This window comes from Thalassotalea atypica, assembly GCF_030295975.1.
GTDB classification, from domain to species: Bacteria; Pseudomonadota; Gammaproteobacteria; order Enterobacterales; family Alteromonadaceae; genus Thalassotalea_F; species Thalassotalea_F atypica.
The window spans coordinates 1,739,460-1,753,730 of the sequence record NZ_AP027364.1 but is presented as its reverse complement, the minus strand read 5'-3'; the positions used below and the strand labels follow the sequence as shown (position 1 = coordinate 1,753,730).

The 14,271-nt window shown below is 39.3% G+C and carries 14 protein-coding genes; 5 read left to right on the top strand and 9 right to left on the bottom strand.

The annotated features are described in order from the left end of the window. Positions 1 to 84 precede the first annotated feature (84 nt). Positions 85 to 1,536 carry an HDOD domain-containing protein gene (locus QUE03_RS08100; RefSeq protein ID WP_286266923.1) on the top strand — a complete coding sequence of 484 codons (1,452 nt, stop codon included), beginning with the start codon at positions 85 to 87 and terminating at the stop codon, positions 1,534 to 1,536. Positions 1,537 to 1,575: 39 nt separating this feature from the next. On the opposite strand, the gene QUE03_RS08095 is transcribed toward QUE03_RS08100, so the two are convergent. Further along, positions 1,576 to 2,178, bottom strand: coding sequence for an FMN-dependent NADH-azoreductase (locus QUE03_RS08095; RefSeq protein ID WP_286266921.1), 603 nt, complete (start codon positions 2,176 to 2,178; stop codon positions 1,576 to 1,578). A gap of 100 nt (positions 2,179 to 2,278) precedes the next feature. On the opposite strand from QUE03_RS08095, the gene QUE03_RS08090 reads away from it, so the two are divergent. Continuing rightward, positions 2,279 to 2,806 (top strand): DUF2937 family protein, encoded by a 528-nt coding sequence (locus QUE03_RS08090; RefSeq protein WP_286266919.1) that lies wholly within the window; start codon positions 2,279 to 2,281, stop codon positions 2,804 to 2,806. 148 nt (positions 2,807 to 2,954) lie between these two features. Here the strand turns inward: QUE03_RS08090 and ihfA are convergent, their stop codons facing one another. The 3 genes from ihfA to pheS are packed head-to-tail and all read right to left on the bottom strand — an operon-like array spanning position 2,955 to position 6,646. Then, positions 2,955 to 3,245, bottom strand: a complete 291-nt coding sequence (gene ihfA / locus QUE03_RS08085) for an integration host factor subunit alpha (RefSeq protein ID WP_286266917.1) — start codon at positions 3,243 to 3,245, stop codon at positions 2,955 to 2,957. A gap of 3 nt (positions 3,246 to 3,248) precedes the next feature. Continuing rightward, positions 3,249 to 5,654 (bottom strand): phenylalanine--tRNA ligase subunit beta, encoded by a 2,406-nt coding sequence (gene pheT / locus QUE03_RS08080; RefSeq protein ID WP_286266916.1) that lies wholly within the window; start codon positions 5,652 to 5,654, stop codon positions 3,249 to 3,251. An 11-nt stretch (positions 5,655 to 5,665) separates the two neighbouring features. Then, a complete protein-coding gene (gene pheS, locus QUE03_RS08075) occupies positions 5,666 to 6,646 on the bottom strand; it encodes a phenylalanine--tRNA ligase subunit alpha (RefSeq protein ID WP_434019919.1) in 981 nt (326 codons plus the stop codon). A gap of 386 nt (positions 6,647 to 7,032) precedes the next feature. On the opposite strand from pheS, the gene QUE03_RS08070 reads away from it, so the two are divergent. Next, positions 7,033 to 7,677, top strand: a complete 645-nt coding sequence (locus QUE03_RS08070) for a GNAT family N-acetyltransferase (protein WP_286266914.1) — start codon at positions 7,033 to 7,035, stop codon at positions 7,675 to 7,677. Between the two features lie 81 nt (positions 7,678 to 7,758). Here the strand turns inward: QUE03_RS08070 and QUE03_RS08065 are convergent, their stop codons facing one another. The 5 genes from QUE03_RS08065 to thrS all read right to left on the bottom strand — a co-directional run bounded on the left by QUE03_RS08065 (position 7,759) and on the right by thrS (position 12,415). Continuing rightward, on the bottom strand, positions 7,759 to 8,862 hold the full coding sequence (locus QUE03_RS08065) for a phosphoribosylaminoimidazolesuccinocarboxamide synthase (protein ID WP_286266912.1): 1,104 nt from the start codon (positions 8,860 to 8,862) through the stop codon (positions 7,759 to 7,761). A 261-nt stretch (positions 8,863 to 9,123) separates the two neighbouring features. Then, positions 9,124 to 9,480, bottom strand: a complete 357-nt coding sequence (gene rplT, locus QUE03_RS08060; RefSeq protein WP_286266909.1) for a 50S ribosomal protein L20 — start codon at positions 9,478 to 9,480, stop codon at positions 9,124 to 9,126. A 12-nt stretch (positions 9,481 to 9,492) separates the two neighbouring features. Then, positions 9,493 to 9,687 (bottom strand): 50S ribosomal protein L35, encoded by a 195-nt coding sequence (rpmI, locus tag QUE03_RS08055; protein ID WP_169075772.1) that lies wholly within the window; start codon positions 9,685 to 9,687, stop codon positions 9,493 to 9,495. A 205-nt stretch (positions 9,688 to 9,892) separates the two neighbouring features. Further along, entirely contained in the window at positions 9,893 to 10,450 is a 558-nt protein-coding gene (infC, locus tag QUE03_RS08050; RefSeq protein ID WP_286266904.1) for a translation initiation factor IF-3, read from the bottom strand. 54 nt (positions 10,451 to 10,504) lie between these two features. Beyond that, entirely contained in the window at positions 10,505 to 12,415 is a 1,911-nt protein-coding gene (gene thrS / locus QUE03_RS08045) for a threonine--tRNA ligase (protein WP_286266902.1), read from the bottom strand. A gap of 126 nt (positions 12,416 to 12,541) precedes the next feature. Here thrS and QUE03_RS08040 point away from each other — a divergent pair, with 126 nt between their 5' ends. Together QUE03_RS08040 and QUE03_RS08035 are read left to right on the top strand one after the other, a co-directional pair. Then, positions 12,542 to 13,270 carry an START domain-containing protein gene (locus QUE03_RS08040; RefSeq protein ID WP_286266900.1) on the top strand — a complete coding sequence of 243 codons (729 nt, stop codon included), beginning with the start codon at positions 12,542 to 12,544 and terminating at the stop codon, positions 13,268 to 13,270. Between the two features lie 63 nt (positions 13,271 to 13,333). Then, positions 13,334 to 14,206, top strand: coding sequence for a fructosamine kinase family protein (locus QUE03_RS08035; RefSeq protein WP_286266898.1), 873 nt, complete (start codon positions 13,334 to 13,336; stop codon positions 14,204 to 14,206). The last annotated feature ends 65 nt before the right edge of the window (positions 14,207 to 14,271 follow it).

The window sequence follows — 14,271 nt, the reverse complement described above, 5'->3', positions numbered from 1 at the left end:
AAAAATTCGAGTTACACGTTACAAACATATATATACATTAACGATTTATCGTTAATTTCGATGATAAAAGGTCGAAGGTTTGTAATGGAAACTCAAAAAAGAAAACGAGAACAGTGGATTGATTTTATCGTTCATAACGAACTTCCTGCGCTGACTTCCACTGCTCGCCTGTTACAAAAATTTAGTAATGACGATGTCTCCTCTTTGCCTAGACTTAGTAAAGCAATACTCCACGACCAAGCGCTTTCTTCGTGCCTTTTAAAGGTTGCTAATAGTGCATCTCGCATCGGTGTCGCTCCTGTGACCACGGTTTCAAGGGCAACCGTTGTGCTCGGCATTCAAGCCGTTAAGAACATTTGTCTAACGTCCAAGGTCATTGAAAGCCTTTTGAAAAATGAACACCTAGAATTTGAAGTTTACGAAAAAATAAAACGTTCTATGGCTTCGTCCTTTTATGCTGGTCAACTCGCCAAAATGATGATGCCAGATTATGACGATGATACTCGTGAAGAAGTCTACTTGGCCTCGATGCTTCATCGAATAGGTGAAACGGCGTTTTGGTGTGTGGGTGCTGAATTAAAATCTCCACTCGCAGAACTTGCTGTGTTATCCAAAAAAGAATTCGAACAACAAAGTAAAAAGCTTATAGGAATGAGCCTAAACGATCTCAGTTTAGGGCTTGCTCGGCACTGGAATTTGGGGGATCTATTAATTAAGTCCCTTGATAGCCCTGATAGTCGAACAATAGAAATAAAAATCATAGACCTCTCTGATAAACTAGCATCCTATATCGACATGCCGCCCTCACAAGCAGAGTTCGACAGAGTCATCGGTGAAGTTTCTTCGCTACTTGAAGTAAACGAACGACAGCTTAGGCACAGGATTAATCAGACCCGTGAAAAATCAATGGAGTTGCTGGATTCATACGGTGCTCAAATGCTCAATGAATATATAAAGGACTTACCTAAAGGTGGAGATTTTCAAGCAAATTACAATACAAAAACGCCGACTAGAGTTAATCAAGATATGGCACAATTAAATGTAATGCAGCACTTAAGCAATTTGACGTTAACAAGTTCTGACATTAATGAGTTTTTAGAATACACCCTTAAAAATACTGCTGCGATTTTAAACTTAGATTTATGCTCTTTTTACCTGTTAGCTACCGCCAAAAGTGAATTAAAGCTACGAACCTCTTTTGATCAATTCGGCACCGACTATCAGCATGACAATACGATAATTATAGAACGCGCCAGTTTTTTATTTGACCGTGTATTAAAAGAACGGCAACCATTACTGATCAACAACCGAGAAGATAAAGCTATTCAAAAATTTGTTACGCCACAGGTAGTCACTATGCTAAACGAAGGAAAGATGGCAATTGCTCCAGTAATGATTGATAACAATGCGATAGGTCTAATCACAGCCAATAACTATGATACACAAGAGAATATCTCAGACGCTGACTTTTCAAGATTTACCTTTCTTGTTCAGCACCTGAGTATGTGTTTATCTACACTTTCAAAGCGAAAATGATTTACAGTTGCATGATGTGTTAAACTCGCCCCAATCCAATTAATTAAAAGTTGCTGTTAATTGCTCCGACGCAGTTTGCCAAGCTTGCTCTGCAACCTGTTCTCCCATATTTAAACCTTCTGCGTAAACGAACTCAACATCAGTTATACCTATCAAGCCAAATATGTTTTTAATGTAACTTGTTTGTGTATCGAATGGCGTACCTTGATATTGACCACCTCTTGCGGCTAATACGATCACACGCTTATTTTTCACCAAGCCTTCAGGTCCATTTTCAGTGTATGTAAAAGTGACTCCAGCTCTGGCAATACGATCAATATACGCTTTAAAGGTTGAAGGTATACCCATATTGTACATTGGCATACCAATTACAATGGTGTCATGGGCTTTTATCTCATTAATTAATTCATCTGAGATGCGTGCCAACGTCTGCTGTTCTGGCGTTCTGTCTTCAGGAGCAGTCATCCAGGCCCCCATTTCTTGTTGAGATAAATGAGGTAACGCTTGTTCGTTTAAATCACGAACCGTATAGTTATCGTCCAAATGGTGTGTTTTTCGCATATTTTCATATAATGAAGTTAGCTTGTTTGAATTACTTTGTGCGCCATTTAAGCCACTATTTAAAATTAGAACGTTTGACATAATCGTCTCCTTAACTTGATGAAAGCAGTTTAACGTTCTTTTTTTATGAAATAAAACACAATTAATTGGATTAACCGTTCGAATTATTAGAAATAAAAATATGATTAGAAAGTTTTTTGTTAGTAGTATTGATCATGCCGGGTTCACACTCAGCTTTATTGTTGGTGTGCAGTTGCCAGAATTTATTCAGCAATATACCCAAATGATTAACGGAAAATTAGCGGAAGCACAATTTCATCTAAGCAAATTCCAATCAGTGGCAAACAACCACTTTAATGGCGACTTACAAGTGCTTGTTGAGCGTTACACGAACAATGCTGATCCAGCGATTAAACAAACCGGCATAGTCGTTTCTGAATTAATCGATCGCATAGCCTTACTGTCAGAGCAATTATCGCAACTCACTGAAGTCCCTTATATGGAAAAGCTGTATTATTTCATTGTGCACCTCGATCTCGAGTCTGCTCAACTAACCGCGCAGCATTATCAGCTAGCAGTTCCCTTGACGATTGATGCACTACTTACAGGGGCTTTATTTGCTTCTTTTATTATTTTGATCCCAAGGGCGTTCATAGCACTACTTAGTGCTAAGAGCAGTAAGTTTTATTATCAAGAAGGGAGGCATTGAGAAATGTGCGATTATCTTAGCAGCGCAATGAACAGATAATAAAGGAGAAGAAGTACTGATTTCTACACGTTTATCTATGTTAGCAACGATAAGTCATTAACTTATCGATAAAAAAGGCCACATGAAAATGCAGCCTTATTATAACTTGCTAACCGTTGCCGTTTTCAACACGGCTTTTTAGTTTCTGGCCAGGTCTAAAGGTCACGACCTTGCGCGCAGAAATTGGAATGTCTTCACCCGTTTTAGGGTTACGACCAGGTCTTTCACTTTTCACTCGAAGATCAAAGTTACCGAAGCCAGACAGTTTTACCTGTTCGCCATTTTCAAGTGTTGCACGGATTTCTTCAAAAAACACTTCAACCATTTCTTTGGCGTCGCGCTTACTTAATCCAACCTTTTCATACAAGTGTTCTGCGACTTCTGCTTTGGTTAGCGCCATAGCTTAATCCCTCAGTGATGCATCTAATTCGTCTTTTAACGTATCGACCACACGATTAACGACTTCGTTAATGTCTTTTTCTTCCAGAGTCTTCTCAACGTCTTGTAACGTCATTGCGATAGCCAAACTCTTGAATCCAGGCTCGATACCTTTACCTTGGTATACATCGAACAAGTTTAGATCAATTAAATAATTTCCGCCAACCTTTTCAATGAGTTGTAACACTTTTTTTGCTTCGACTTGTTCTCCAACAACAACTGCAATATCACGTCTATTTGCAGGAAAACGAGATATATCGCTAGCTGCAGGGATATTTTGAGTTAAAACTTCAGCCAAAGAAAGTTCGAAAACTAAAGTACGACCGTTTAGTCCAATTTTTCTTTCTAATTCAGGATGTAACGCACCAACATACCCCACTAAGGTTTCACCTTTGTAGATTGCTGCCGTTTGTCCAGGGTGCAATGCATCGATTTCAGCTTTTGAAAAGGTGTATGCAGATTGATTCGCAGTTAATGCTAACAATGCTTCAACATCACCTTTTGCATCGTAAAAGTCTGCAGCACCATTATCTAACTGCCAATGTTCTTCATTACGCGTACCAGTGATAACACCGCCAATCATCATGTCCTGACGAACGCCATTTTCTGCGCTTTCATCAGGTACAAAGCGTAGCCCCGTTTCAAATAATCGAACACGCGACTGTTGACGATTTTGATTATAACATACTGATTGTAGTAAACCTGTCCACAAGCTCAAACGCATTACCGACATTTCTGAAGAAATCGGATGAGGTAACGTCATTACTTCACGGTTTGGGTGCAATAGCTCTTGAACTTTCGGGTCAACAAAACTGTAAGTAATTGCTTCTTGATACCCTTTGTTGACAAGCACATTGCGAAGTTTTGACACTGAGATATCACTTTCTTTGTGAGAGCGCATCGTTAAGCTTGCTACCGGCGAAACATTAGGAATATTGTTGTAACCGAATATACGAGCAACTTCTTCAATTAAATCAACTTCAATTGAAATATCAAAACGATAAGCTGGTACATTCACTGCCCATAAGGAAGTATCCGCATCAAAATCGACACTAAAACCTAAACGCGTAAGAATCTCAGTCACTTTTTCATCGTCGATATGAAAACCAATGCGGCGGTCTAACATGCAGCGACGTAACGTCACTTCTCTTGGCGCTGGGATATGTTCTTCAGATTTAGCTTCAACGATAGGGCCTGCTTGACCACCGACAATATCAAGCAATAACTGAGTTGCTCTTTCCATTGCGTCACGTTGTAACTGTGGATCAACACCACGTTCGTAACGGTGAGAGGCATCCGTATGTAAGCCGTATTGACGTGCTTTTCCTAAGATAGCCAATGGAGAGAAAAATGCACTTTCTAAGAAAATGTCTGTAGTTTCATCCGTTACACCTGAATATAAGCCACCAAAAATACCTGCCATAGCTAATGATTTACTATCGTCTGCAATAACAAGGGTTTCAGATGACAATGTCACTTCGTTTTCGTCAAGTAGCGTCAGTTTTTCTTCAGCATTTGCAAAACGAACATCGATCGCACCATCAATTTTAGCCAAGTCGAATGCATGCATCGGATGACCAAGCTCTAATAATACGTAGTTAGTAACATCCACCACAGGGTCGATTGAACGCACACCACAACGGCGAAGCTTTTCAACCATCCATAATGGCGTTACTGCATCAAGGTTAATACCTTTGACAACACGCCCTAAATAACGCGGACACGCCTTAGGTGCTGATAGTTTAATGTCACGCACATCATCAATAGTTGGCGCAACAGCGGCTATAGTAGGCTCTGTTACCGCTAAGCTGTTGAGCACACCTACTTCACGGGCAAGACCTTTAAGGCCAAGACAGTCACCACGGTTAGCCGTTAAATCAACGTCAATGGTGACGTCATCAAGCTTTAAGTATTCACGAATATTTTGTCCAATTGGCGCATCAGCTGGCAATTCAATAATGCCATCTGCACTTTCTGCCATGCCCATTTCAGATTCAGAGCAAAGCATACCGAACGAAGGCTGGCCACGTAGTTTTGCTTTCTTGATTTTGAAATCACCTGGTAGCACTGCACCAACCATCGCAACAGCCACTTTGAGGCCTTGACGACAGTTTTTAGCACCACAAACGATATCGATTAACTCGCCATCTTCCGCGGCATCACCTACATTTATTTTTGTGACCTGTAATTTATCAGCATCTGGATGTTGACCACATTCAACCACTTCACCAACAACAATACCGGTAAACTCGCCAGCAACAGCGTCAACGCCATCAACTTCAAGACCCGCCATTGTAATTTGATGTGCTAATTCTTCTGATGTATTTGCAGGATTAACCCACTCACGTAACCATGATTCACTAAATTTCATGCTGGCAAATCCTACTTAAACTGTTTCAAAAAACGAACGTCGTTTTCAAAGAACGAACGTAAATCATTTACGCCGTAACGAAGCATTGATAAACGCTCAACGCCCATACCAAAGGCAAAACCCGTATAAATTTCAGGATCAATTCCCACAGAGCGTAATACATTTGGATGCACCATGCCGCACCCTAATACTTCCAACCATTTGCCGTTTTTGCCCATGACGTCAACTTCGGCAGAAGGCTCAGTGAACGGGAAGTATGATGGTCTGAAACGAATTTCTAAATCTTCTTCAAAGAAGTTATGCAAGAAATCGTGCAAAATGCCTTTTAAGTGCGTAAAGCTTACGTCTTTATCCACCATCAACCCTTCCACTTGATGGAACATTGGCGTATGTGTTTGGTCGTAGTCGTTGCGGTATACACGTCCAGGAGAAATAATTCGTAAAGGTGGCTTTTCCGTTTCCATAGTACGAATTTGAACACCTGATGTTTGTGTTCTTAATACTAATTTAGGATTGAAGTAAAACGTATCGTGATCCGCACGTGCTGGATGGTGCTCAGGAATGTTTAGCGCATCGAAGTTATGAAAATCATCCTCGACTTCTGGACCGGCTTTTACTTCAAAGCCTAACTCACCAAAGAAACTCTGAATGCGCTCGATAGTGCGTGTAACAGGGTGTAAACCGCCAAGTTCATTGGTGTTACCAGGCAATGTTACATCAATCGATTCTGCAGCTAATTTTTGCTTAATTTCTTCTGCGCGCAATAACGCACCACGTTCGTTAATGAGTTTCTGAACTTGTTGCTTGGCAACATTGATAAGCTGTCCTGCTTTTGGCTTTTCTTCTTTTGGAAGCTTACCCAGCTGTTTCATCTGCTCGGTTAATAGACCTTTTTTACCCAAAAAGTTCACGCGCACAGCATCTAAGGCTGTCGGATCTGATGCAGCAGCAACAGCTTGTTCTGCCTGCAAAATGATATCGTCTAAATTCATGATTTCCTCTAAAGCATAAATGCTTGGGTTAGACTTGATTAATTACGTCAAAAATGGCGGATAATTCTACACAATTATCCGAATGAAATGTAGCGTAAATCGTCGATTTAGCTAAAAGAATTGATTTTAATTCAAGTTTAAAATAGTTAATGAAATGATTTTAGTTTTTCAGGATTAAAAATAACTAAAAGTAGCCGGTTTTATTTACGTTGGAGAAACAAAAATAGCGCTTTCAGAACTAAATTCATTCAATGTTTGTATGCTATGGTGATAAAATACTCTTTTTCTTCGATACAAGCGCAGTATTTATTGCTGCTGTGCATTTCGAAAATCCACCAACATGAAAGGCATAATTTGCACACATTTGCTGCAAGTTTGAATACAGAATGAATTTCACTATTGAATTTAGCAAACCAGAAATCAAATCATCATTTGATTGGCAATTAATACAAGAAGCAAACGTTTTAAACGAAAATAACGAAATTATCGCTAAAGCAGAAATCGAACTTATCACCTTAAATAAACATCGTGATGCATTAAAAAGCTATGCATTAATTGAATCAGATGACGAAGCGACAGATTGGGAACTGCCATTAAACTTGTACTTTAAAGGACAAAACCTATCTGCTGACTTGTGCAAATCGCTAGACATAACAGCAGATATTAAAAAATCTAAAACCCACATTATGCTTGAAGCAATCAGCGTTGTGCCAGAGTACAGAAATCAAGGTGTCGCGAAGTTGATGCTTGCAGAAATCGCCAAGAAATACCCTAAAGTTCAATCAGTAACGGCATTGTCGATGCCGATGAAGATGTTTGTTGATGCACAAGATTGTGAAGAGCAATCGGCAAAAACCTATTATGAGTCACTATCTTTGGAAAAAGAAGATATGTCAGCGGAGCAAGTCGCTACCTTTTTCGAACACAGTGGTTTTGTTGAATATAACGTTGACGAAGCATTACTTCATGAGCCGTTAGCATTTCAATTATTTATTTCTACACCAAGTAAACTGTTAGCCGAGATAGTTTAATCATTATTTGATAATAGCCCAGAAATAAAAAGCCCAATGAATCATCATTGGGCTTTTTATTGCAACAGATATAACTAGTAGTTAATCAATCAATTGATATTGTACTTTTAAAATATCGATAATTTCTGCTTTCGGGTTATCGCTTAAAGTGATTTTTTCACCGGTAATTTTCTCCGCAATATCTGTATAAGTTTTAGATACTTGCATCAATACGTCTGCCGGTAACTCATTATCACGAGCTAGTGCAGTTCGTTCATCCATTCGATCCTTGTTTAATAAGATATCTGGATCCGGGAAGTGCTTAAGCAATAACTGACGGAAGCCTTCTTTCGAGTTTTCAACAACGTGACCTTTGCGATATTCTTCTCCATCCCAAATACGCGAAGAATCAGGTGTACCTACTTCATCCATATAAATTAATTTGTCTTGCCCGTTAGTGTCTTTAACATAGCCAAATTCAAACTTGGTATCGATAAAGATTTGTCCTATTTTTTCTAAAGCGCCTGAGATAACGTCAAAGCCTTCTTTCAGCAATTTTTCATACAAAGCAATGTCATCTTTAGACTTAAAGTTAAAAGCCTCATAATTATCTTCAATATTCTGACGCGTAATATTAACGTCATCAACAGCAGGAACACCTGGGATACCGGTTAAAATCCCTTTAGTTGAAGGCGTTTGAAGTAATTCTGGTAATTTACTGTCTTTTTCCAAGCCTTCGGGTAACTCAATGCCACAAAAGTTTCGTTCGCCTTTGGTATACGCTCGCCACATTGAACCAGTAATATACTGACGGCATATTGCCTCAATCATCACTGGTTTGGCTTTTTGTACAATCCAAATAAAAGGGTGCGGAATATCAAGGATATGAGAATCGGCCAAACCCTGGGCTTTAAACAAACTGAACCAGTAATTAGAAATGGCGTTTAGTGCTGCACCTTTACCCGGCACACCGCGCATTCCACCCTCGCCTTGCCAAATACAATCAAACGCTGAAATTCGATCACTAATGACCATAATTGCCAGAGGTGTATCACTGGGGACATCATAGCCTTTTTCTTTAATGAGTCGTTTACTGTCACTGTTAGTTAACCAATAAACGGAGCGAACTTTTCCGCTATGGACAGGTTTGTCAGTACGTATCGGTAAATCGTTATTAACCGCTAAAACTTGATCAGCAAGACTCATCTTTTTAGGCCTTCAAATAATAAAACATTAATGGTAGCGAATAAGATCTAATCAATAAGTAAATATCATTCGCTACATTTAATGAAAACTCCGAGAATAATTATTTTGATGTTAGTGTATTTTTAAGTAAGAAAAAAGCGCGGAATTTATAGGTATAAATGAGCACTTTTGACGTCACATAAAAATGCAATAACGCAAAAGAATATTTTCAGAAAAAGAAAAGGACGCTAATGCGTCCTTATCCAAAGTTTTCAGTCTGTATTATGCTAAAGCAGCGTTTGCTTTTTCAACTAATACAGAGAAAGCTGCTTTATCGTATACAGCGATATCAGCTAAGATCTTACGATCAATCTCGATAGATGCTTTCTTAAGACCGTTGATGAAACGACTGTAAGATAAACCATTTTGACGAGATGCTGCGTTGATACGAGCAATCCAAAGTTGACGGAATTGACGTTTACGTTGACGACGGTCACGGTAAGCGTATTGGCCAGCTTTAGTAACAGCTTGGAAAGCAACGCGATAAACGCGACTACGAGCACCGTAGTAACCTTTAGCTTGCTTTAGAACTTTTTTATGACGTGCGCGTGCTACAACACCGCGTTTTACTCTTGCCATTTTCGATATCTCCTATGCGTGACGTAAAAGTTTTTTAACTGACTTAATGTCAGAAGCAGCGATTTGACACTTAGCACGTAAGTGACGCTTAACTTTAGTACGGCGCTTAGTCAAGATATGACGAAGACCAGCTTGTTTGAACTTGTAGCCGTTAGCTGTTGGCTTAAAGCGCTTTGCAGCACCTTTGTTTGTTTTCATTTTAGGCATGAATATAACTCCACATTCATTACATCACTCAAATGAGTAAGTAATTGCCATTAATATTTAGCAATTAGGGCGAAATTCTCATTTATGAATTAACTTAATAAAACATAACGGACTTTACTTGCAGGCCTCAATTACCCGTGTATTCGATAATACAGGTGAGCCAATGTGAATAAATTCAACTGACTACTTTCATTTTACCCAAATATTATCGCTTAATTGGTGCTAGAACCATAATCATTTGACGACCTTCAACCCTTCTAGGGAAGGATTCACATGTCGCCAAATCTTCTAAATCCTTTTTAACACGATTTAGTAGGTCTAGACCCAACTCTTGGTGGGCCATTTCACGACCGCGGAAACGTAATGTTACCTTAGCCTTGTCACCACCTTCTAAAAAGCGTCTCAAGTTACGTAATTTAACTTGATAATCGCCTTCATCTGTACCAGGACGGAATTTAATTTCCTTAACCTGTATTTGTTTCTGCTTTTTACGCTGTTCTTTCTGTTCCTTAGATTTCTCATAAAGGAACTTGCCGTAATCCATGATTCGACAAACTGGAGGTTTAGCAGTTGGACTGAGCTCTACGAGATCAACACCTGCCTTATCAGCTTGATCCATTGCTTCGTTTAACGAAACAATCCCAATAGGCTCACCTTCTAAACCAACTAAACGTACTTCCGTACCCGTAATTAACTCGTTTAAACGATGTGCCGGCTCTTTTTGACCGCCTCTTTGACCACCTTTAATAGTCTGTTCCTCCAAAGAACTTAATAAAACCAGACACAAACCTTATTGTTGTGCCTGAGCTGTAATGCGTTATACCCGTGAGTTGACTTCTTCAGATAGCTTAGCTACGAAGTCGTCCACAGACATTTTACCTAAATCTTCACCACTGCGTGTGCGAATAGCAATTTCGCCGCTTTCCATTTCTTTGTCGCCTACGACTAACAAGTATGGAACACGCTTTAATGTATGCTCGCGGATTTTAAAGCCTATCTTCTCATTTCTCAAGTCTACTTTTGCTCTAAATCCATTTTCTTTTAGTTTTTTAACAACTTTTTCACAATATTCACCCTGTTTGTCGGTAATATTCATCACAGTTGCTTGAATTGGCGATAACCAAGTTGGGAATTTACCCGTATATTCCTCGATTAAAATACCAATAAAACGTTCAAGAGATCCTAAAATCGCGCGATGGATCATCACTGGAACATGTTTTTCACCATCTTCACCAATGTATGACGCATCTAAACGGCCAGGAAGAGCGAAGTCTAATTGTACCGTACCGCACTGCCAATTACGACCTAAACAGTCTTGTAGAGTGAATTCAATTTTCGGCCCGTAGAAAGCACCTTCACCTGGTAAATAGTCAAACTGGATGCCCATGTTATCAAGCGCATTTGCAAGCCCTTGCTCGGCTTTGTCCCAGATTTCATCTGAGCCAATACGTTTTTCAGGACGTGTCGACAATTTAACAATAATGTCTTCAAAACCAAATGTTTTGTATACATCGTAAACCATCTTAATGCATTCGCTCACTTCGTCTTGCACTTGCTCTTCTGTACAGAAAATATGTGCATCATCTTGAGTAAAGCCACGAACACGCATTAAGCCATGTAGCGAGCCTGAAGGCTCATTACGATGACAACACCCAAACTCTCCCATACGTAACGGTAAATCCCTGTATGATTTTAAGCCTTGGTTAAAAATTTGAACGTGACCAGGGCAGTTCATAGGTTTAATAGCGTATTCACGCTTTTCAGACTCAGTTGTAAACATGGCATCACCATATTTTTCCCAATGACCTGATTTTTCCCAAAGTACTCTGTCCATCATCAATGGACCTTTTACTTCGTCATAATCATATTCATGAAGTTTTTCACGAACAAATTTTTCTAATTCAGTGTAAATAGTCCAACCGTCGTTATGCCAAAATACCATGCCTGGCGCTTCTTCTTGCCAGTGGAATAAATCTAACGTTTTACCAATTTTTCGGTGATCACGTTTTTCAGCTTCCGCTAAACGTTGAATGTATGCTTTAAGCTGTTTTTTATCAGCCCATGCTGTGCCATATATACGTTGCAACATTTTGTTGTCCGAGTTACCACGCCAATAAGCGCCTGCAACCTTCATCAATTTAAAATGATGACAATGACGCATGCTTGGCACGTGAGGACCACGACACATGTCGATATATTCTTGATGGTGATACAACGCTGGGGTATCTGTTTTAGCAATATTTTCGTCTAAAATTTCTAATTTGTATGTTTCACCGCGTTCAGTAAATGCGTCGTAAGCATCTTGCCATGTGCCGGTTTTCTTTATCACTTGATAGCCCGTGCGCGCCAATGTCGTCATTTGCTTTTCAAGCTTAGCTAAATCGTCTTCCGAAATGTTGTGTTCTAAGTCAACGTCATAATAAAAACCATTGTCAATCGTAGGACCTATCGCCATTTTTGTATCTGGCCATAATTGCTTAATCGCGTGGCCCAATAAATGTGCACAAGAATGGCGAATGATCTCAAGCCCTTCTTCGTCTTTGCTGGTAATTAACTGAAGGTCAGCGTCTTCGGTGATTAGTTCACACGCATCAACTAAGGTACCATTGATTCGACCAGCAATGGTCGCTTTAGCTAGTCCTGGTCCGATATCGGCTGCAACATCCATTACAGATATTGCTTGTTCAAAAGAGCGTTGACTTCCGTCAGGGAGAGAAATTACGGGCATGAATTTTCCTTTATACAGTGGCGACACATACAAGATGCCGCTTGTTTAATAGTATCTACTTTAACAGTAGATTGTGGTGTAATAGTAATAAGCTCGGAAATATAGGAAATATCTAATGACAATGCAATGCCAGAGAAGTTTATTTTGAAGAAAAACACTATATTTCAACCAATCTTTCTTTTTTTCATCATTTTCAGCTCTTTTTTTATAAATGCTTCTGACAGCTCATCAACAATTACTCCTTGGGAATTATGGAAAAAACAAGATGATATTCATCTTTTTTATTATATCTATAATAGCAAAGCCAACGATTCAACGAATGATGAAAATATCAACATAAAAGCGCAATTTACCGTCAAATCTTCGCTGTCTGGTTTTTTATTATTTATTCAAGACACAGAAAACATCCCTTCTTGGCTGGAGAATGCTTATGAAAGTAAAATCATTAGGCAAGTTAACCAACACGAGAATGTTTTTGTGACCTATTTTTCGAGCATTTGGCCATCACAGCCTAGGCATATGGTTTTGCAATCGAAAATAGTTCAACATGATGATTTTAGTATTGAGATTATTTCTAAAGATGCAGGTACACATGCGACTGAGAAACATGGTTCAATTCAAATGAAAGTAGAAGAAGCCCGCTGGCTTATTACGCCACTTGCTGAAAACGGACTACAACGTATCGACTACACGTTACGTGTTAATCCAAAGGGAGATATTCCCCTTTCTGTCTTAAACCAACTCGCATTAGACTCGATGCTTAGCACGATCATGAACATCAAATCACAATTACCCAAATCACGTTGGCAAGCATTTGACCTTCAACATATAAAAGAGTTGCCAAGGCAACCTTAATTCTCTTATAGACTATAATATGGATAGCGCATAAAACATGTTTGGTGCACAAAAGGCTATGCTATGTGGAATCATATTGAACAGGCAATATCTCAAGCAACAAACACGGACTTTCATATTAATGACAAGGCCGTAATCACAGGTGGAGACATTAACCTAAGCTATAGTCTGACAAATTCTACCCAGCAGTTTTTCGTCAAAATAAATGACAAACAAAACCTTTCCTTGTTTGAAGCTGAAGCGTTTGCACTACAACAAATTAATGCACAGAGTCCATTTCATAGCCCTATGCCAATTTGTTATGGTGAAACATTAGATAAAAGTTTTTTGGTATTAGAAATGCTCGATCTCATCTCAGCTAATAATGAGCAATGGTTTGAGTTGGGCCAACAACTCGCAATAATGCACAAACAATCACAGCACGGTCAATTTGGCTGGGATGAAGACAATTATATTGGCTCAAACTTGCAACCCAATGCATGGTCTAGTAACTGGAGCGTTTTTTTCGCAGAACAACGTATCGCTTGGCAACTGCAGCTGTTGAGTGAGAAATCGATTCGGCTTGGCGATATAGAGCATATCAGTCAAATGTGTCACGATGGACTTCAACATCACCGCGTATCGCCTTGCTTAATTCACGGTGATCTGTGGCAAGGAAATGTTGGATTTACTAACAGCGGCCCGACAATCTTTGATCCCGCTAGTTACTACGGCGATAGAGAGGCTGACATTGCGATGACAGAGCTATTTGGGCAATTCCCGGCAGCTTTTTATCAAGGATACGAAGAGCAATATCCGTTGCCAAAACATTATGAACAACGTAAACAAATCTATAATTTTTATCATGTGTTAAATCATGCGAATTTGTTTGGCGGCGTTTATATCGAACAAGCTAAAGCGATTATGCAGCGCATATTGTCGATGAGTTTTCATTAACGATTAATATAAAACGTTAATAACTAAGTAAAAATTAATCGATATCAAACAATACCTTTTTACTA